Annotated in this window: 18 protein-coding genes and 2 tRNA genes; 7 read left to right on the top strand and 13 right to left on the bottom strand. The window is 69.9% G+C overall.

Annotated features, from left to right (window positions below):
- The first annotated feature begins 22 nt into the window (after positions 1–22).
- From ACFYZR_RS08245 to pknB, 3 genes are all read left to right on the top strand, one after another.
- Positions 23–1,441 carry an FtsW/RodA/SpoVE family cell cycle protein gene (locus tag ACFYZR_RS08245; protein WP_391906774.1) on the top strand — a complete coding sequence of 473 codons (1,419 nt, stop codon included), beginning with the start codon at positions 23–25 and terminating at the stop codon, positions 1,439–1,441.
- Positions 1,438–2,892: a peptidoglycan D,D-transpeptidase FtsI family protein gene (locus ACFYZR_RS08240; RefSeq protein WP_391906772.1), complete on the top strand. Its 1,455-nt coding sequence runs from the start codon at positions 1,438–1,440 to the stop codon at positions 2,890–2,892. The genes ACFYZR_RS08245 and ACFYZR_RS08240 overlap by 4 nt, the downstream gene beginning before the upstream one ends.
- Before the next feature lie 162 nt (positions 2,893–3,054).
- On the top strand, positions 3,055–5,103 hold the full coding sequence (gene pknB, locus ACFYZR_RS08235) for a Stk1 family PASTA domain-containing Ser/Thr kinase (RefSeq protein ID WP_391906769.1): 2,049 nt from the start codon (positions 3,055–3,057) through the stop codon (positions 5,101–5,103).
- Between the two features lie 99 nt (positions 5,104–5,202).
- Here the strand turns inward: pknB and ACFYZR_RS08230 are convergent, their stop codons facing one another.
- From ACFYZR_RS08230 to ACFYZR_RS08205, 6 genes are all read right to left on the bottom strand, one after another.
- Positions 5,203–5,928 (bottom strand): class E sortase, encoded by a 726-nt coding sequence (locus ACFYZR_RS08230; RefSeq protein ID WP_391906767.1) that lies wholly within the window; start codon positions 5,926–5,928, stop codon positions 5,203–5,205.
- A gap of 30 nt (positions 5,929–5,958) precedes the next feature.
- The gene (locus ACFYZR_RS08225) at positions 5,959–7,044 is read right to left on the bottom strand and encodes a class E sortase (protein WP_391906764.1); all 1,086 of its coding nucleotides are present in this window, start codon (positions 7,042–7,044) and stop codon (positions 5,959–5,961) included.
- Positions 7,041–7,679: an aminodeoxychorismate/anthranilate synthase component II gene (locus tag ACFYZR_RS08220; protein WP_391906761.1), complete on the bottom strand. Its 639-nt coding sequence runs from the start codon at positions 7,677–7,679 to the stop codon at positions 7,041–7,043. The genes ACFYZR_RS08225 and ACFYZR_RS08220 overlap by 4 nt, the downstream gene beginning before the upstream one ends.
- A complete protein-coding gene (locus ACFYZR_RS08215; protein ID WP_391906758.1) occupies positions 7,676–7,873 on the bottom strand; it encodes a hypothetical protein in 198 nt (65 codons plus the stop codon). Before ACFYZR_RS08215 ends, ACFYZR_RS08220 begins: the two co-directional genes overlap by 4 nt.
- 69 nt (positions 7,874–7,942) lie before the next feature.
- Positions 7,943–8,755, bottom strand: coding sequence for a class E sortase (locus tag ACFYZR_RS08210; RefSeq protein ID WP_391906755.1), 813 nt, complete (start codon positions 8,753–8,755; stop codon positions 7,943–7,945).
- A gap of 23 nt (positions 8,756–8,778) precedes the next feature.
- Positions 8,779–9,543, bottom strand: coding sequence for a DUF881 domain-containing protein (locus ACFYZR_RS08205; protein ID WP_391906752.1), 765 nt, complete (start codon positions 9,541–9,543; stop codon positions 8,779–8,781).
- A gap of 162 nt (positions 9,544–9,705) precedes the next feature.
- Here ACFYZR_RS08205 and crgA point away from each other — a divergent pair, with 162 nt between their 5' ends.
- Positions 9,706–9,960 carry a cell division protein CrgA gene (gene crgA, locus ACFYZR_RS08200; RefSeq protein WP_391906749.1) on the top strand — a complete coding sequence of 85 codons (255 nt, stop codon included), beginning with the start codon at positions 9,706–9,708 and terminating at the stop codon, positions 9,958–9,960.
- Positions 9,961–10,284: 324 nt separating this feature from the next.
- Here the strand turns inward: crgA and ACFYZR_RS08195 are convergent, their stop codons facing one another.
- The gene (locus ACFYZR_RS08195) at positions 10,285–11,145 is read right to left on the bottom strand and encodes a rhomboid family intramembrane serine protease (RefSeq protein WP_391906746.1); all 861 of its coding nucleotides are present in this window, start codon (positions 11,143–11,145) and stop codon (positions 10,285–10,287) included.
- Between the two features lie 171 nt (positions 11,146–11,316).
- Entirely contained in the window at positions 11,317–11,844 is a 528-nt protein-coding gene (locus ACFYZR_RS08190) for a peptidylprolyl isomerase (protein WP_391906743.1), read from the bottom strand.
- A gap of 228 nt (positions 11,845–12,072) precedes the next feature.
- On the opposite strand from ACFYZR_RS08190, the gene ACFYZR_RS08185 reads away from it, so the two are divergent.
- Positions 12,073–12,723 (top strand): DUF5324 family protein, encoded by a 651-nt coding sequence (locus ACFYZR_RS08185; RefSeq protein ID WP_391906739.1) that lies wholly within the window; start codon positions 12,073–12,075, stop codon positions 12,721–12,723.
- A 202-nt stretch (positions 12,724–12,925) separates the two neighbouring features.
- Here the strand turns inward: ACFYZR_RS08185 and ACFYZR_RS08180 are convergent.
- Positions 12,926–12,998, bottom strand: a tRNA-Ala gene (locus ACFYZR_RS08180).
- Between the two features lie 118 nt (positions 12,999–13,116).
- On the opposite strand from ACFYZR_RS08180, the gene ACFYZR_RS08175 reads away from it, so the two are divergent.
- Together ACFYZR_RS08175 and ACFYZR_RS08170 are read left to right on the top strand one after the other, a co-directional pair.
- On the top strand, positions 13,117–13,662 hold the full coding sequence (locus ACFYZR_RS08175) for a DNA-binding protein (RefSeq protein WP_229357762.1): 546 nt from the start codon (positions 13,117–13,119) through the stop codon (positions 13,660–13,662).
- 51 nt (positions 13,663–13,713) lie between these two features.
- Positions 13,714–14,844, top strand: coding sequence for a serine/threonine-protein kinase (locus ACFYZR_RS08170; protein ID WP_391906737.1), 1,131 nt, complete (start codon positions 13,714–13,716; stop codon positions 14,842–14,844).
- 151 nt (positions 14,845–14,995) lie between these two features.
- Here ACFYZR_RS08170 and ACFYZR_RS08165 read toward each other — a convergent pair whose 3' ends face one another.
- From ACFYZR_RS08165 to gyrA, 4 genes are all read right to left on the bottom strand, one after another.
- The gene (locus tag ACFYZR_RS08165) at positions 14,996–15,130 is read right to left on the bottom strand and encodes a DLW-39 family protein (RefSeq protein ID WP_208809277.1); all 135 of its coding nucleotides are present in this window, start codon (positions 15,128–15,130) and stop codon (positions 14,996–14,998) included.
- Positions 15,131–15,340: 210 nt separating this feature from the next.
- Positions 15,341–15,414, bottom strand: a tRNA-Ile gene (locus tag ACFYZR_RS08160).
- 77 nt (positions 15,415–15,491) lie between these two features.
- Positions 15,492–16,229, bottom strand: a complete 738-nt coding sequence (locus ACFYZR_RS08155) for a DUF3566 domain-containing protein (protein WP_391907314.1) — start codon at positions 16,227–16,229, stop codon at positions 15,492–15,494.
- Positions 16,230–16,409: 180 nt separating this feature from the next.
- A complete protein-coding gene (gene gyrA, locus ACFYZR_RS08150) occupies positions 16,410–19,037 on the bottom strand; it encodes a DNA gyrase subunit A (RefSeq protein ID WP_391906734.1) in 2,628 nt (875 codons plus the stop codon).
- Between the last annotated feature and the right edge of the window lie 15 nt (positions 19,038–19,052).

Raw genomic sequence — 19,052 nt, 5'->3', positions numbered from 1 at the left:
GCCGTAGGGGGCCACCACCGCCATGTCAGCGATTTCACCCATTCCCAACTCCGGCAGCAATACGACGACGATCAGCACCGTGGGCCCGCCGAGCCGGCGCAACACCGAGCTCGCGCTGCTGGCCTTCGCCGTCATCCTGCCGTGCTTCGCCTACGCCAACGTGGGTCTGGCCCTCGACGGCGAGATGCCCTCCGGCATGCTCGGCTACGGCATCGGCCTCGGCCTGATGGCAGGCGTCGGCCACCTGGTCGTCCGTAAGTTCGCCAGGTACGCCGACCCGCTGCTGCTGCCCCTGGCGACGCTGCTCAACGGCATCGGCCTCGTCATCATCTGGCGGCTGGACCAGTCGCCGCGGCTGCGGGCCGGCAAGGTCTTCGCCCCCGCCGCGACCAACCAGCTGCTGTTCTCGGCGCTGGGCATCGCACTGTTCGTGGGTGTCCTGATCTTCCTCAAGGACCACCGGATCCTCCAGCGCTACACCTATATCTCCATGGCGGTCGCGCTGGTCCTGCTGATCGCCCCGATGTTCTTCCCGGCGGTCTACGGCGCCCGCATCTGGATCACCATCCCGGGCCTGGGCTCGATCCAGCCCGGCGAGTTCGCCAAGATCGTCCTGGCGATCTTCTTCGCGGGCTATCTGATGGTGAAACGCGACGCGCTGGCCCTGGCCAGCCGCCGTTTCATGGGGCTCTATCTGCCGCGCGGCCGTGACCTCGGCCCGATCCTGGCGGTCTGGGCGTTCTCGATCCTCATCCTCGTCTTCGAGACCGACCTCGGTACGTCGCTGCTGTTCTTCGGCATGTTCGTCGTGATGCTCTACGTCGCGACCGAGCGCACCAGCTGGATCGTCTTCGGTCTGCTGATGTCGGCCGTCGGCGCGGTGGCCGTGGCCAGCTTCGAGCACCACGTCCAGGAGCGCGTCACCGCCTGGCTGCACCCCTTCGACGCCTTCAAGGACGGCAGCTCCGACCAGATCGCCCAGGCCCTGATGGCCTTCGGCTCCGGCGGGGTCTTCGGCACGGGCTGGGGTCAGGGCCACTCCGACCTCATCGGCTTCGCCGCCAACTCCGACTTCATCCTGGCCACGGTCGGCGAGGAGCTCGGTCTGGCCGGCGTCATGGCGATACTCCTGATCTACGGCCTGATCGTGGAGCGCGGCGTCCGTACCGCCCTCGCCGCTCGCGACCCCTTCGGCAAGCTGCTCGCCACGGGCCTGTCCGGCGCCTTCGGCATCCAGGTCTTCGTGGTCGCCGGCGGTGTCATGGGCCTCATCCCGCTGACCGGTATGACCATGCCGTTCATGGCTCAGGGAGGCTCCTCCGTCATCGCCAACTGGGCGCTGATCGCCGTGCTCATCAAGATCAGCGACACCGCGCGACGCCCCGCGCCGGCGCCCGCCCCGTCCCCCGACGCCGAGATGACCCAGGTGGTCCGCCCGTGAACAAGCCCGTGCGCCGGATCGCCATCTTCTGCGGTCTCCTCGTCCTCGCCCTGATGATCAGGGACAACTGGATCCAGTTCGTCCAGGCCGACGAGCTCAAGACGAACAAGCACAACCGTCGCGTCACCATCGCCCGCTACAGCCAGCCGCGCGGCAACATCATCGTCGACGGCCAGACGATCACCGGCTCCCAGGAGACCGGCGGCATCGACTTCAAGTTCAAGCGCACCTACAAGAACGGTCCGATGTGGGCTCCGGTCACGGGCTACAGCTCACAGGTGTTCGACGCCAACCAGATCGAGAAGCTCGAGGACAAGGTCCTCACCGGCGACGACGACCGGCTGTTCTTCAACCGCACGGTCGACATGATCACCGGCAAGGGCAAGAAGGGCGGTGACGTGATCACCACCCTGAACACCAAGGCCCAGGAAGCCGCCTTCAAGGGCCTCGGCGACAAGAAGGGCGCGGTCGCCGCCCTCGACCCCCGCACGGGCAAGATCCTCGCGCTGGCCTCCACCCCCTCGTACGACCCGTCGACGATCGCCGGGGCCCGGGACAGCAAGGCGTGGAACGCCCTCCAGGCCGACAAGAACCAGCCCATGCTCAACCGGGCGCTGAAGCAGACCTACCCGCCGGGCTCGACCTTCAAGGTCGTCACCGCCGCCGCGGCGCTGGAGAACGGTCTCTACAAGGACGTCGACGCCAAGACGGACTCGCCGCTGCCGTGGATCCTGCCGGACACCCGCGTGGAGCTGAAGAACGAGGGCAATCTGCCCACCTGCAAGGACGGCTCCCTCCGGGAGGCGCTGCGGATCTCCTGCAACAGCGTCTTCGGCAAGATCAGCGCCGACCTCGGCAACCAGAAGATGATCGAGGAAGCGAACAAGTTCGGCTTCAACAAGCCGGTCGACACGCCCGTCCGCGCCGTGCCCAGCATCTTCCCCAAGGACAACCGCCCGCAGAACGCCATGGCCGGCATCGGCCAGGCGTCCAACCGGGTGACCCCGCTGCAGATGGCCATGGTGGCCGCGGCCGTCGCCAACAACGGCAAGCTCATGGAGCCGTACATGGTCGACAAGCTGCGCGCGCCCAACCTGAACGTCATCGAGCACCACCAGCCCAAGCAGATGAGCCAGCCGGTCTCCGCGGAGAACGCCCAGAAGCTCCAGAGCATCATGGAGACGGTCGTCGAGCAGGGCACCGGCAAGAACGCCCAGATCGACGGCGTCAAGGTGGGCGGCAAGACCGGTACCGCCCAGCACGGCGTCGACAACAGCGGCAACCCGTACGCGTGGTTCATCTCCTACGCGAAGACCGACAAGGGTTCGCCGGTGGCCGTCGCCGTCGTCATCGAGGGCTCGGACACCACCCGTGACGACATCGCCGGTGGCGCGCTCGCCGCGCCGATCGCGAAGAACGTCATGGAGGCGGTCATCAACTCGGAGAAGTGATCCGGCTCACTCGCCACGGCCGAACCACTCCTCCGTCTGTACCGGTCGTATATCGGGTGCCGGTGGCGCCCCGAAGGCGCCCGGCGTGCCGGGTACGGTATGCCGGACAGCACACCGCCGGACCCACGCCGGTGAGGTCAGGAACACGGAAGGGCTGGAGCTATGGAAGAGCCGCGTCGCCTCGGCGGCCGGTACGAGCTGGGCTCGGTGCTCGGCCGCGGTGGCATGGCCGAGGTCTACCTCGGGCACGACACCCGGCTCGGCCGCACCGTCGCCGTGAAGACGCTGCGGGTGGACCTGGCCCGCGATCCGTCCTTCCAGGCCCGGTTCCGCCGTGAGGCCCAGTCGGCCGCCTCGCTCAACCACCCGTCGATCGTCGCCGTGTACGACACCGGCGAGGACTACGTGGACGGGGTCTCGATCCCGTACATCGTCATGGAGTACGTCGACGGGTCGACGCTCCGCGAACTGCTGCACTCCGGCCGGAAGCTGCTGCCCGAGCGGACGCTGGAGATGACCATCGGCGTGCTCCAGGCGCTGGAGTACTCCCACCGGGCGGGCATCGTCCACCGCGACATCAAGCCCGCCAACGTCATGCTGACCCGCACGGGCCAGGTCAAGGTCATGGACTTCGGCATCGCCCGGGCCATGGGTGACGCCGGCATGACCATGACCCAGACGGCGGCCGTCATCGGCACCGCCCAGTACCTCTCGCCCGAGCAGGCCAAGGGCGAGCAGGTCGACGCGCGTTCCGACCTCTACTCCACCGGCTGTCTGCTCTACGAGCTGCTGGCGGTCCGGCCCCCGTTCATCGGCGACTCGCCGGTGGCCGTCGCCTATCAGCACGTGCGGGAGGAGCCGAACCCGCCGAGCACGTACGACCCCGAGATCGCGCCCGAGATCGACGCCATCGTCCTCAAGGCGCTGACCAAGGACCCCGATTACCGCTACCAGTCGGCCGACGAGATGCGCGCCGACATCGAGGCGGCCCTGGACGGCCGTCCGGTGGCCGCGGCCGCCGCGCTCGGCGGCATGGGCGCGGGCGGCTACGGCATGGAGGACCAGCCGACCACCATGCTCCGGTCCCAGGACCAGGGGCACATGGCCCAGACGTCGATGATGCCGCCGGTGGCGGACGGCGGGGGCTACGGCGGCTACGACAACGGCTCCCACGGCGGCCGGCGCGCGGGCGGCGGGAACGGCCGCAAGAGCAACCTCTCGACGATCCTGCTGATCGTCGCGGGCGTGCTGGTGCTCGTCGGTGCGATCTTCATCGGCAAGTCGCTCTTCAGCGGCGGCGGCAACAACTCCAAGGTGACCGTCCCCAGCCTCCTCGGCCAGACCCTCGCCGAGGCCAAGCGCTCCGGCGACAACGGCGGCTTCAAGGTCACCGAGGGCGAGCAGAAGAACTGCGACCAGCCCAAGGGCAAGGTCTGCGACCAGAACCCCAAGGCGGGCGCCAAGGTCGAGCGCGACAGCGACGTCAAGGTCTCGATCTCCAAGGGCCCGGCCCAGATCGAGGTCCCGAAGGTGACGGGGCAGCCGTTCGACCAGGCCAAGTCGCAGCTGGAGGCCCTGGGCTTCACGGTGACGCAGAAGCAGGAGGAGTCCGGCCAGCCCGCCGGCACGGTCACCAAGCAGGACCCGGACCCCGGTGAGAAGGCCGACAAGGGCGCGGAGATCACCCTCACCGTGGCTTCCCAGGCGGCGACCAAGACGGTGCCGTCCGTGACCGGCCAGCCCTTCGACCAGGCGAAGAAGCAGCTCGGCGACCTCGGTTTCGTGGTGAACCGCGAGGACGAGGACTCGGACAAGCCGGCCGGTACGGTCACCCGGCAGAGCCCCGACGGCAACACCTCCGCGCGGGCGGGCTCCACGGTCACCCTGTTCGTCTCCAAGGGCGCCGCGCAGCAGAAGGCCACCGTGCCGGGCGTGGTCAACCAGAAGCTCAAAGACGCCAGGAACGCGCTGACGGGCGCGGGCCTGAAGGTCGGCAACATCACCGGCCCGCAGGACGACAACGCCCTGGTGCTGGTCTCCGACCCGGGCGCGGGCGCCCAGGTGCCCAAGGACACCCCGGTCAACCTGACGACCATCGCCGGCGTGCCGAACCCGGGCGGCAACCCCGGTGGTCAGCAGGGCGGCCAGCCCGGCGGCACCGACCAGGACACCGGCTTCTTCGGCGGGATCATCGGCGGCCGTCGCCACTGACCGGCGTCTGTAAGACAGCGTGAAGCCCCGGCATCCTTCATGGATGCCGGGGCTTCACGCTGTCACCTGTCGGCCTGCCCGAGCCTGTTCAGCCGCCGCTCAGCGCAGTTCCTTGGGCGGGGTGCGCTTGGCGTCGACCTTCTCCGTGCGCTCCAGCTCGGCCCAGACGATGTAGCGGTAGTCGGAGGTGTAGACCGGCGTACAGGTCGTCAGGGTGAGGTAGCGGCCCGGACGGGTCTTCCCGGACTCCTTCGGCACGGTGTCCAGGACGTCGACGTTGAAGCGGGAGGTCTCCTTGAGGTCGGCGTAGACCTTGTAGACGTACCAGGTGTCGCGGGTCTCGAAGACGACCGCGTCACCGGTCTTGATCTTGTCGATGTTGTGGAACTTGGCGCCGTGCCCGTCGCGGTGGGCGGCGAGGGTGAAGTTGCCCTGCTTGTCCCAGGGCATGCCCGCCTTGACGGGCTCGCGGTAGAAGCCGGCGACGCCCTCGTTGAGGACCTTGCTGCCGGTGCCGGGCTTGACCAGCACCTCGCCGTTCCTCATGGCCGGTACGTGGAGGAAGCCGATGCCGTCCTTGGTGTCCAGCGCGCCGGGGCCGGCGGCCGAGGCGGGGGCCTTGGCCCAGTTGTCGCGCACGTGGCTGCCCTGGCGCTTGGCCTCGCGGTCGGCGAGGACGTTCGTCCACCACAGCGAGTAGGCCACGAAGAGCGCCATGATCACGCCCGCTGTGATCAGCAGCTCACCTATGACCCCGACAACGGCGGCGAGCCGCCTCCGCGCCAGGTCCTGTCGCTGTGGCTCGTCGCCCTCGGTCCGTGCCACCGCGCCCGTACCCCGTTCTCCGCTGTGCCGTCACTCCACGAGCGCGTCCGGTTTTCCCTTGCTCCGGGGCCGCTCGTCGACCATCTTGCCCCACACCACCAAGCGGTACGTACTGGTGAACTCCGGGGTGCAGGTGGTCAGCGTGATGTAGCGGCCGGGCCCGGTGAAGCCGGAGCCCGCCGGAACGGGCTCGATGACCTTGGTGTTCGCCGGGGACGTCTGATCCAGACGGCTTGTCATCTCATAGGTGTAGAAGGTGCTCCCGGTCTCCACCACGATCTTGTCACCGGGTTGCAGCCTGTTGACGTAGCGGAACGGTTCGCCATGGGTGTTGCGGTGGCCCGCCAGCGCGAAGTTGCCCTGCTTGTCCCACGGCATCGCGGTCTTGAGGGCTCCGGTGGCGTAGTGGCCGACCATCCCCCGGTCCAGCACCTGGTGCTTGCCGACGCCCTCGGCGATGGGGGCCTTCACATCCAGCTTGGGGATGTAGATGATCGCGAAGCCCTGGCCCGGGGAGAACTCCCCCGCGTCCCGGGCGCCGCCCTTGTCCCAGCTGTTCCGCAAGTCGTTGGCGGCGCCGCCCGCCTGGCGGTGGGCGATGACGTTCGTCCACCACAGCTGATAGGCGACGAACAGCAGCATGACCACGCCCAAGGTGATGAACAGCTCGCCCACGACCCGGCTGGCTATCACCCCGGGGCTGTCCCGGCGGGCGCGCGCGGCCCGTTGGGCGGCGCGGCGGCGCTCCGCACGCCCGCCGGTCACCACCGGCCGCTCCACACGGCCCCCGGACGCCCCCGACAGCGTCGGCTCGACCCGGCGCAGCGCCATCGTCGCGTCGTCCTCGGGCGGCAGCGGCTGGGATACGGCGCCGGGGGTGTACGTCCCGGAATGGTGCGCCCCGGAACCATGGGCTCCGGAGCCGAACGGCTCGGAGCCGAACGGCTCGGTCTCGAACGGCTCGGTCTCGAACGGTTCAGAGCCGAACGGCTCGCTTTCCAGAGGCGCGGTGCCGTGCGCCGCGCCCGTGCCGTACGTCGTCGGCCGGGGCGGCGCCTGCCAGGAACGTGGCGAAGCTTCCCGCGAGGGATCGCGTTCCGGCCGGAGCGCGGTCACGCCCCGGCCTTGCCCACCACCGGGGCGAGCCCTGCCGACCGTTCCACCGCCCCCATGTCGCCGCAGGCGACCAGCCAGTTGGCGAGCATGCGGTGGCCCCACTCGGTGAGCACCGACTCCGGGTGGAACTGCACGCCCTCGACCGGCAGATCGCGGTGGCGCAGGCCCATGATCACCCCTGTGTCGGTCCAGGCGGTGATCTCCAGCTCGTCCGGCCACTTGTCGCGCTCGGCGGCCAGCGAGTGGTAGCGGGTGGCCGTGAAGGGCGACGGGAGGCCGTTGAAGACGCCCTTGCCCTCGTGCGTCACGGGGGAGGTCTTGCCGTGCAGCAGTTCGGGGGCCCGGTCGACGACGCCGCCGTAGGCGACGGCCATCGACTGCATGCCCAGGCAGACGCCGAAGACCGGCACTCCGGTGTTGGCGCAGTGGCGCACCATGTCGATGCAGACGCCGGCTTCCTCGGGCGCGCCCGGGCCGGGCGAGAGGAGGACGCCGTCGAAGCCGTCCTGCGCGTGCGCGGGCTCGACCTCGTCGTTGCGGCGCACCTCGCATTCGGCGCCGAGCTGGTAGAGGTACTGGACGAGGTTGAAGACGAAGCTGTCGTAGTTGTCCACGACGAGGATGCGTGCGCTCACCGGACCACCGCCACCATTCCGTTGCTCACCGGCATGCCGTTGTCGACCGTGACGTCGTTGAACGGCAGCAGCGGTTCCGCCCAGGGGAAGACGTACTGGAAGAGGACGTAGACACTTCCCAGCACGAGCAGGAGCGAGACCAGCGCCTTCACCCACGCGTTGCCCGGCAGATGACGCCAGATCCAGACGTACATGCTCTACCCACTCGCCGATGATTGGATGTTTGGGCACCAGACTAAGGGTCGCCACCCCGGCCGCGGGGGTCAGCCGGACAAAGCCGCGGGCCTGCCGTCGGAGACCGGACGGGTCTCGGCCAGATGGCCCCACACGATGAGCCGGTGGCTGTGCCCCCACTCCGGTTCACAGGTGGTGAGGGTCAGATAGCGGCCCGGCTCCCGGTATCCGGACCCGGCGGGCACCGGGTCGATCACCGCGACGTCGGTGGGCAGCGTCCGGTGGGGCCGGGTGTCGACGCGGTAGGTGAACCAGGTCGCCCCGTCGTTGATGACCACCGCGTCGCCGGGGCGGAGCTCGTCGAGGTCCTTGAAGGGGTCGCCGTAGGTGCGGCGGTGGCCGGCGACGGCGAAGTTGCCGGTGGCGCCGGGGGGCGCGGTGCCCGAGTAGTGGCCGAGGCCCCGTTTCAGCAGCTCGGTGCCGGTGCCCTCCAGGACGGGCTTGGCCCAGCCGGCGCCCAGACGGGGGACGTACATCACGGCGAAGGCCGCTCCGGGGCGCCGGCCGGCCGGGGGCGCGGGTGGTGTCTGCGCTGGTGTCTCCGCGCCGCCTCCGGTAGTGCCGGCACGGGGCGCCGGGGAGTCCTGCAGGCCGTCGGCGGGCGGCGGGGGCGCGCCGGGGGCGGGGGCAGGGGCGGAGGACGGTGCCCCGGCGGCGGGTGGTGCCCCGGCGGCGGGCGGGCCGGCGGCCCAGCGTTCCCGGAGGCGGCCGATCTCGTCGTCCATGGCGCTGTCGGCGCGGACGCCGGTCCAGTAGAGGAGGTAGACCACGAAGAGCACGATCAGCGTGCCGACGGTCAGGCACAGCTCGCTGAGCGTCCGTACGACGAGGCGTGATCGCACCGGCCGGACACCTCCCGGGGGGGTCATCCCATGGGCTTGGCGTAGTGGAGATCCACTGTGCCCGAGTAGCCGGGGAGAGTCACCGTCTCGTGCTGGTCGACTTTCCAGCCGAGGCCGTAGGCGGCGACGTACTGGAGGTAGTTCTGGATCGCCGGGGAGCCGTCCAGGGCCTTGCGGAGCGCGCCCCGGTCACCGACTGCGGTGATCTTGTACGGCGGCGAGTAGACGCGGCCCTGGAGGATGAGGGTGTTGCCCACGCAGCGGACCGCGCTGGTGGAGATCAGCCGCTGGTCCATCACCTGAATGCCCCGCGCGCCGCCCTGCCAGAGGGCATTGACGACGGCCTGGAGGTCCTGCTGGTGGATGACGAGGTCGTTGGGCTGGGGCTGGGGCACCCCGGGGATCTTCGCGGTGGCGTTGGGCGGGGCGTCGGTGAGGGTGACGGTCAGGCCCTGGCCCGCGAGCTTGCGGGTGCCGGCGGCTTCCTCCAGCGCGGCGAGCTTTCGCTGCTCGGCCTCCGTACCGCCGTTGTCGCGCCGGGCGAGGGCGTCGACCTGGGCGCGGGCCGCCGCGGCGCTGTCCTCGAGGTCGCCGTTCTTGCGGCTGCGCTCCCGGATGAGGTCCGACAGCCGGAGCATGGAGTCGTCGGTGCGGATGTTGGTGCCCTGGGCCGTGTTGAAGCTCGTCCAGAAGATGAGGCCCGCGAGGGCGAAGACACCGCCGGTCAGCAACCGCACCGGCCGGAAGCGCCGGACGGGCTCGCTGGTGGAGTCCGCAGAATTACTCACCGTACCCTTATCCTCTCCGACGCCGCGGAAGCACTACGCTAACGGACGCCCGGGGGAACGAAGCGCTCCCGTCGCTCCCGCCCCGGCGGACAGCCCATGTGAAACCCAGCCCCATGTGAACCCCAGCGCGGTCACGCAGCGCATCGACAGGAGAGTTCCCTCGTGCCGAAGTCACGGATCCGCAAGAAAGACGACTTCACACCGCCGCCGGTGAAGCAGCAGAGCATCAGGCTGGCCACAGGGCGTCGCTGGGTGGCGCCGCTGATGCTGGCGCTGTTCCTGATCGGCCTGGCCTGGATCGTCGTCTTCTACGTGACGAGCGGCGACATGCCGGTGGAGTCCCTGAAGAACTGGAACATCGTGGTCGGCTTCGGCTTCATCGCGGCGGGGTTCGTCGTCTCCACCCAGTGGAAGTAGCGCGAGTTATCCACACCCTCGTCCACAGTGGGGAAAACTCAGAAGATCTGTGGATAACTTCCCTGGCGTTGACGCCGGTGTGACTGATCGCAAGCGCTGCGTATCCATCGTCACACCGGCGCCTTCCAGCGAAAACGCAGCTCGGCGGGGGTGCGGGGACCTTGAACAAATGTTCCCGCGTGGCGGGCGCGAGATCCCGCACCCATTGTGGACAACCTGTGCTTCCACCGTTGTGGGTGACCCGCGCCGCGTCGGCGCGGGCCCCGTCGGCACACGCCGCCCCGGCGCGGGCCCACGGCCGGATCAAGCGGACCCACGGCCGGATCAGGCGAGCTGCGCCGTCCGGACGACCACCATGGCGAAGATCACCAGCAGGGCCGCCGCACAGGTCAGCCGCTGGACCAGCAGCCGCTTGCCGCGCGGGGCGTGCACCATCCCGTAGGCCACTGCCGTGCCCACCACCAGGCCGCCGACATGCGCCTCCCAGGCGATGTTGCTCCAGGTGAAGGTGAAGATCAGGTTGAGCACGAGCAGCGCGATGACCGGCCGCATGTCGTACTTCAGACGCCGCATCAGCACGGCCGTGGCACCCAGCAGGCCGAAGATCGCGCCCGAGGCGCCGAGCGACGGCTGGTTGGGCGCGGCGACGGCATAGGTGAGCGCGCTGCCGCCGAGACCGGCCAGCAGATAGAGGGCCAGATAGCGGACCCGGCCCAGCGCCGCCTCCAGCGGCGGGCCCAGCCACCACAGCGAGAGCATGTTGAAGGCGATGTGCGTGGCCGCCTGGTGGAGGAACATCGCGGTCAGCAGCCGGTACCACTGCCCATGGGCGACACCCTCCAGCGGACCACCGTCCACCAGCCTGGCCTCCCCGAACAGCTCCATGCCGTCCAGCAGCCGGTCCCCGGTGGCCATCACCGCGATCCACACGGCGATGTTGATCCCCAGCAGGACCTTGGTGACCAGCCGCGGATCACTCGTGTGCACCGCGCCGGCGACCGTGCGCGCGGCCGTCGCCCGGTGGTCGTGGCCCGTACCGGAACCAGCGCTCACACACTCCGGGCACTGGAAGCCCACGGAGGCGCTCACCATGCACTCGGGGCAGATGGGGCGCTCACAGCGGACGCAGCGGATGCCGGTCTCCCGGTCCGGATGCCGGTAGCAGCGGACGGCCTGCTCGTTCATGCTCTCCCTCGCCCCTGTGTCGGGGCCCTCGCCCCCCGTGTCGGGCCGGTGTGCCCACCGCACAACGCACGGCCCCGCCCGTCATACGGACGGGCGGGGCGCCAGGTTCCCATGAGACGCCGGGGCCCGGGGGCCCTACGGCGGATCTTCGCGGGGTGTGCGGAGCGGTCGTCAGCGGGTCTCGACGACGACCGACTCGATGACCACGTCGTTGACCGGACGGTCGGTGCGCGGGTTGGTGGCGGTGGTGGCGATGGCGTCCACGACCTTCTTCGAGGCGTCGTTGCTGACCTCGCCGAAGATGGTGTGCTTGCCGGTCAGCCAGGCGGTGGGGGCCACGGTGATGAAGAACTGCGAGCCGTTGGTGCCCGGGCCGGCGTTGGCCATGGCCAGCAGGTAGGGCTTGGTGAAGGCGAGGTCCGGGTGGAACTCGTCCTTGAACTGGTAGCCCGGGCCGCCGGTGCCGTTGCCCAGCGGGTCACCGCCCTGGATCATGAAACCGCTGATGACACGGTGGAAGATCGTGCCGTCGTACAGCTTGTCCGTCGTCTTGGCGCCCGTCTTCGGGTTCACCCACTCGCGCTCGCCGTTCGCCAGCTCGACGAAGTTCTTGACCGTCTGCGGGGCGTGGTTCGGCAGAAGCCGGATCTCGATGTCGCCCTGGTTGGTCTTCAGGGTGGCGTAAAGCTGCTCGGCCACGATCTACCTTCCATAGTGTTCACTGACAGCTACCGATCCTCGCACGGCGGGATCGCGGCGAGTAGCCGACAAAGCCCGGCACGCGGCGGCGAACCGTGGCATTGTCGACCGGAGCTCCCCTGATGACCCGGATGCCCGATCGCACATGCCGGACCGCCCATCGGCAGGCATGATTTTTCCACTGGGTGGAAAGGCGACAAACCATACGCCACCGAGGAGGAGGATCCCGTGACCCGCAAGGACAGCGTGCGCGCCGCGACCAGCACGGCCAAGGACAGCGTGCGCCACGCCGCGGACGTGGTGGCGCCCTACGCCGGCACGGCCAAGGACGCCGCCGTGCACTACGCCCACGAGGCCCGCGCCCGGCTCGCGCCCAAGGTCGTCGAGGCCGCCCACCAGGCCCGCTCGCAGTACGACGTCCATCTCCAGCCGCGTATCGAACACGCGCGCGGCGCCCTGCCGCCCAAGGTCGACCAGGTCGCGACGAGGGCCCGCGCCGCCGCCGAGCCCGTACGGGACGAGGCCCTCTCCCGGGGGACCGCCGCCCTCGCCGCGCTGCGCGGCCAGGTATCCGCCGAGGACGTGGAGAAGCTGACCCGCCGCCGGGACCGCCGCTGCCGCACCGGGCGAGTGGCCAGGCGGCTCGCGGTGTTCGGACTCCTCACGGCCGGCGCCGTCATCGCCTGGAAGTGGTGGGACCGGCAGGCGAACCCGGACTGGCTCGTCGAGCCCCCGGAGGCCACCGAGCCCGCCGACCGTCCGCACCTGTCCTCCGTCGACGGCAGCGGTGACCGTTCCTCCCTCGACCCTGAGGTCCAGGCCAAGCAGGACCGGGCGGACACGGAGGCCTCCACCGAGGGCGACGACGACCGCCCCTGACGACCGCCTCCGGCAACCGCCTCTGACGGCCACCCGGACGACCACCCCGACGACCGCCTCCGGGGGACGGCGAAACGTCCACCGGCACAGGCCCTCCACACGGCCCGCACACAGTCGGCACACGAGTCGGCCGCACCACCCGGACCCCCGGGAAGACAAAACCCCTCCGACCACGTTTCCGCAGGTCGGAGGGGTTTTCTTGTGGAGCCTAGGGGAGTCGAACCCCTGACATCTGCCATGCAAAGACAGCGCTCTACCAACTGAGCTAAGGCCCCGTCGGGGACCAGACTACCCGGTGTCGGCGCTCTTTCCCGACCGGGTATCGCCGCGACCCACCACTCTCCGTAGGATGCACCGCAAGATTCGCGGCAGCGAAGCGAAGGGGAGAGCGTGATGGACGCAGCACAGCAGGAAGCCACCGCCCGCGCACGGGAGCTACAGCGCAGCTGGTACGGGGAGCCGTTGGGGGCACTCTTCCGCCGTCTCATCGACGACCTCGGCCTCAACCAGGCCCGCCTCGCGTCCGTTCTGGGCCTCTCCGCCCCCATGCTCTCCCAGCTGATGAGCGGTCAGCGCGCCAAGATCGGCAACCCCGCAGTGGTGCAGCGGGTGCAGGCGCTCCAGGAGCTCTCCAGCCAGGTCGCGGACGGCACCGTGAGCGCGGCCGAGGCCGCCGAGCGGATGGAGGAGGTCAAGAAGAGCTCGGGCGGCTCCGTCCTCAACTCCACCCAGACCACGGCCAGCAGCGGGGCGCCCACCGTGCGCCGGGTGGTGCGCGAGATCCAGTCGCTGCTGCGGTCGGTGGCGGGCGCGGGGGACATCATCGACGCCGCCGAGACCCTCGCCCCCACCCATCCCGAACTCGCCGAGTTCCTCCGGGTGTACGGCGCCGGGCGGACCGCCGAGGCGGTCGCCCACTACGAGGCGCACCAGAACTGACCGTGCCGGGGGGAGCCGGCGCACGGCGGAGGCGGGGGTGACGCGCACGACATGGGTGAGCTCTTCGCTGGGCGGTACGAGCTGGTGGACCCGATCGGGCGGGGCGGGGCGGGCGCCGTCTGGCGGGCCTGGGACCAGCGGCGGAAGCGCTACGTGGCCGCGAAGGTGCTTCAGCAGAGCGACGCCCACACGCTGCTGAGGTTCGTCCGCGAGCAGGCGCTGCGCATCGACCATCCCCATGTGCTGGCCCCGATGAGCTGGGCGGCCGACGACGACAAGGTGCTGTTCACCATGGAGATGGTGGGCGGCGGCTCGCTCGCCCATCTCATCGGCGACTACGGGCCGTTGCCGCCGCATTTCGTCTGCGTATTGCTGGACCAGCTGCTGTCCGGGCTCGCCGCGGTGCACGCGGAAGGCGTGGTGCACCGGGACATCAAACCGGCCAACCTCCTTTTGGAGGCGACCGGTACGGGCCGCCCGCATTTACGGCTCTCCGATTTCGGGATCGCCATGCGCAAGGGCGAGCCGAGGCTCACGGACACCAACTTCGTCATGGGGACACCGGGTTACTTCGCGCCCGAGCAAATGCTGGGCGAGGAACCGGACTTTCCCGCCGATCTCTTCGCCGTCGGGCTGGTGGCCCTCTATCTCCTCACGGGACGGAAACCGGACGCCGAGGCGCTGGTCGAGCTGTTCCCCGAGCAGGGCGTGCCGAGCGCCCCCCAGGAGGTGCCCGAGCCGCTCTGGGAGGTCGTCGCCAGTCTGCTCCACCCCGATCCGTACGCCCGCTTCCGTACGGCCACGGGGGCGCGCAAGGCCCTCGCGGCGGCCGTGGAGCTGCTGGATCCGCCCGACGCCGACGAGGAGCGGATCGAGGTCTTCGACCAGCTGGGCCCGCTGCCGCCGGGCTTCGGCCGGGACGGCCCGGAGCGCGGTCCGGAACCCCTCCCGCCCGCGGCGCCGCCGCGTCCCGCCTATCCGCCCACGCGCCCCTACACCGCCCCGCGGCCGCTTCCACCGCCTCTTCCCCCACCGCCCGCGCGGGAGCCCGTCGTGACCCCCTCGCGGGGCTCACGACGGCCTGCGGGGCCGCCGCCGAAGGTGGTCGTGCCGGTGCTGCTCGTGGCGCTGCTCAGCCTCCTGATCGGGGTGTGGGCGCTGCTCGCCGGCCAGGGCGGATGATCTTTACGTTCGCAATCATTTTATTTGCGTACGCAACGAAATCGAGGGTGCAAACGGGTGGCGCAAACACCTGGCGACAGACGAACAGGGCCCCGGCCGCTCGGCGGCCGGGGCCCTGCTTCAGTTCAGTTCGTGTCGCGGATCCGGCGACTCACACACCCGAACCCGAGGGAACGGAGTCGGTCGCCTCCGTCCACAGGTCCTGCTCGGCGCGATCCGCCTGGATCTGCCGGTACACGAGGAGCCCGCCGATGGCGGCCAGTGCGACCAGGAGCAGCTTCTTCACCGCGCGACCTCGTCTTTCCTTGACGTAAGGGAGCCTCTGGTGGCCGATGATACACACCGGCCGATACCGATCGGTGACCTGTGCCCGCTCCCCCTCCGGGGGCACCCCCGCCGGCCGTCCGCGCCCGGGCCCGCCGGCGGTCGCGCCCGGCGCCGAACTCCCAAAAGCGATCGGCCCGGACGGAGAATTCCGTCCGGGCCGATCGTACTGTGGGGCTAACAGGACTTGAACCTGTGGCCTCTTCCTTATCAGGGAAGCGCTCTAACCGTCTGAGCTATAGCCCCGCGCCTTGCGACACCGAAAGATTAGCGCACTTGGGGCCCAGTCCCAAAATCGCCCGGGCCCCACGCCGCGGGTGGCGCTATTCGTCCTCGGCGAGCGTCAGCTCAACACCGCCCACGAAACCGGCGGCGAGGTTGTAGACAAAGGCGCCGAGCGTGGCCAGGGCGGTCGCCAGCACGACGTCGACCACCGCGATGACGGTGGTGAAGAGCAGCACGTGCGGCAGCGACAGGAACGACTCCAGATCGAAGCCGCCACCCTCGCCGGAGGAGGAGGTGGCGTCGCTGACGGTGCCGCCGACGGCCTGGAAGACGCCCATCGCGTCCATGACCGTCCACAGGACGGCCGCGGCCACGATCGTGCAGACGCCCAGGGCGACCGACAGCAGGAAGCTGACCTTCATCACCGACCACGGGTCGGCCTTCGCCACCCGCAGCCTCGCCTTGCGCGTACGCGGGCCCGTGGCGGCCGTACGGGCCTCGGGGCGCTGCGCGGGGGCCGGGTCCTGGCCGGCGGCGCGCTCGGCCGGCTGGGCGGGCCTGGGCACCTTGACGGCCTTCCCGTCCTTGGCGTCCTTGCCCGCCTTCGCGGCCTGACCGCTCCGGTCGGCCTGGGCGGTCCCGGTGGCCTGGGTGGCCTGGGCGGTCTTGGTGGTCTTCCCGTCCTTGGCACCCTTACCGTCCTTGGACCCCTTGGCGGCACCGCCGGAGGCCTCGGCGGCCCCGGAACCGGAACCGGCCTCGGAGTCGGAGCGTTCGGCCGGAGGCTCGTACGCCTTCGGCGGGTGATACGGCTGTGGGCCTCGGGTCTCCGTCATGCTTTTCCCCCTGCCTGCGGTCCTGGTGGTGCCACCGGCCCGGGAGCCCGCGCCGTCCTTGTCGGCCGTGCTGTCCGCGGTCGAGCCACGGGCCTCCGTGTCGGAGGGGACGGGTGGGGCGGCTTCCGGCCGCTCGGCGCCCGCACCGCTCTTGGCGGTGCCCGTGGCTCGACTCACGTACTACTCCTCGGTGTGCTCGGCGGGGGGCGTGGCGCCCTCGGCCGCCTCGGACCCGCCCTCGGCCGCGTCGATCGCCTCGTCGACACCCTCAGCCTCGCGACCGGCCTCGGCGTTCCGGGCGATGCCCACGACGGCATCGCGCTTGCCCAGGTTGATCAGTTGGACGCCCATGGTGTCACGGCCCGTCTCCCGGACTTCGGCGACCCGGGTGCGGATCACACCGCCGCCCAGCGTGATGGCCAGAATCTCGTCGCCCTCCTCGACCACCAGGGCGCCGACCAGGGAACCGCGGTCCTCCACGATCTTGGCGGCCTTGATGCCGAGGCCGCCTCGGCCCTGGACGCGGTACTCGTCGACGTTGGTGCGCTTGGCGTACCCGCCGTCGGTGGCGGTGAAGACGAACGTACCGGGACGGACCACATTCATCGAGAGGAGCTCGTCACCCTCGCGGAAGCTCATGCCCTTGACACCGGAGGTGGCACGGCCCATGGGACGGAGGGTGTCATCCGAAGCGGTGAAGCGGATGGACTGCGCCTTCTTGCTGATCAGCAGCAGGTCGTCGGTGGCCGAGACCAGCTCGGCGCCGATCAGCTCGTCCTCGACGCCACCGTCCGTCTCCCGGAGGTTGATGGCGATGACACCGCCGGAGCGCGGCGAGTCGTAGTCCTTGAGCGGGGTCTTCTTCACCAGGCCCGACTTGGTGGCGAGCACCAGGTAGGGCGCCACGTCGTAGTCGCGGACGGCGAGGATCTGGGCGATCTTCTCGTCCGGCTGGAAGGCCAGCAGGTTGGCCACGTGCTGACCGCGCGCGTCCCGGCCGGCGTCCGGCAGCTCGTACGCCTTGGCCCGGTAGACCCGGCCCTTGTTGGTGAAGAAGAGCAGCCAGTGGTGGGTGGTGGAGACGAAGAAGTGGTCGACGATGTCGTCCTCCCGCAGCTTCGTACCGCGCACGCCCTTGCCGCCGCGCTTCTGCGAGCGGTAGTCCTCGGTCTTGGTGCGCTTCACATAGCCGCTGCGGGTGATCGTGACGACGATGTCCTCCTCGGCGATCAGGTCCTCGATGGACATGTCGCCTTCGAAGGGCACCAGGTGGGAGCGCCGGTCCTCGCCGAACTTCTCGACGATCGCCGTCAGCTCCTCACTGATGATGCCGCGCTGCCGCTCGGGCGAGGCCAGGATGGCGTTGTACTCGTTGATCTTCGCCTGGAGCTCGTCGTGCTCGGCGGTGATCTTCTGGCGCTCCAGGGCGGCCAGGCGGCGCAGCTGCATCTCGAGGATGGCGTTGGCCTGGACCTCGTCGATCTGGAGCAGGCCCATCAGACCCGTGCGGGCGACGTCGACGGTCTCGCTGCGCCGGATGAGCGCGATGACCTCGTCGATGGCGTCCAGGGCCTTGAGCAGACCGCGCAGGATGTGGGCGCGCTCCTCCGCCTTGCGCAGCCGGAAGCGGGTGCGCCGGACGATGACCTCGATCTGGTGCGTCACCCAGTTGCGGATGAACGCGTCCAGCGAGAGGGTGCGCGGCACGCCGTCGACCAGCGCCAGCATGTTCGCGCCGAAGTTGGTCTGGAGGTCGGTGTGCTTGTAGAGGTTGTTGAGGACGACCTTGGCGACCGCGTCCCGCTTGAGGACGATCACCAGGCGCTGGCCCGTGCGCGAGGAGGTCTCGTCGCGGACGTCGGCGATGCCGCCGATCCTGCCGTCCTTCACCAGGTCGGCGATCTTCTGCGCGAGGTTGTCCGGGTTGACCTGGTAGGGCAGCTCGGTGACCACCAGGCACTGGCGGTTCTGGATCTCCTCGACCTCGACGACGGCGCGCATGGTGATCGAGCCGCGGCCGGTGCGGTAGGCCTCCTCGATGCCCTTGCGGCCCACCACGAGGGCGCCGGTCGGGAAGTCGGGGCCCTTGATCCGCTCGATGAGCGCGTCGAGGAGCTCCTCGGCGGAGGCCTCGGGGTTGGCCAGGAACCACTGGGCGCCCTCGGCCACCTCGCGCAGGTTGTGCGGCGGGATGTTGGTGGCCATACCGACGGCGATACCGGCGGAACCGTTCACCAGCAGGTTGGGGAAGCGCGACGGCAGGACCGTCGGCTCCTGGTTGCGGCCGTCGTAGTTGTCCTGGAAGTCGACGGTCTCCTCGTCGATGTCCCGGACCATCTCCATCGACAGCGGCGCCATCTTGCACTCGGTGTAGCGCATGGCGGCGGCCGGGTCGTTGCCCGGGGAGCCGAAGTTGCCGTTGGAGTCGACGAGCGGCATCCGCATGGCCCAGGGCTGGGCGAGGCGGACGAGCGCGTCGTAGATGGAGGCGTCGCCGTGCGGGTGGTACGTACCCATGACGTCACCGACGACGCGGGCGCACTTGTAGAAGCCCTTCTCGGGCCGGTATCCGCCGTCGTACATCGCGTAGAGCACACGGCGGTGCACCGGCTTGAGGCCGTCGCGGACGTCGGGGAGCGCACGCGAGACGATGACGCTCATCGCGTAGTCGAGGTACGAGCGCTGCATCTCCGTCTCGAGCCCGACGGGCTCGACGCGCATGCCCACGCCCTCCAGGGGCGCCGGGGCGCCCTCGGGCGTCACTTCGGGGACGGGAGCGGTGGGAATCTCAGGGGTCTCGTCGGCCATTGCTGTTCAAAGTCC

Source organism: Streptomyces sp. NPDC001678 (assembly GCF_042892945.1).
Taxonomy (GTDB): domain Bacteria; phylum Actinomycetota; class Actinomycetes; order Streptomycetales; family Streptomycetaceae; genus Streptomyces.
This window is presented reverse-complemented; position numbering and strand designations above follow the sequence as displayed.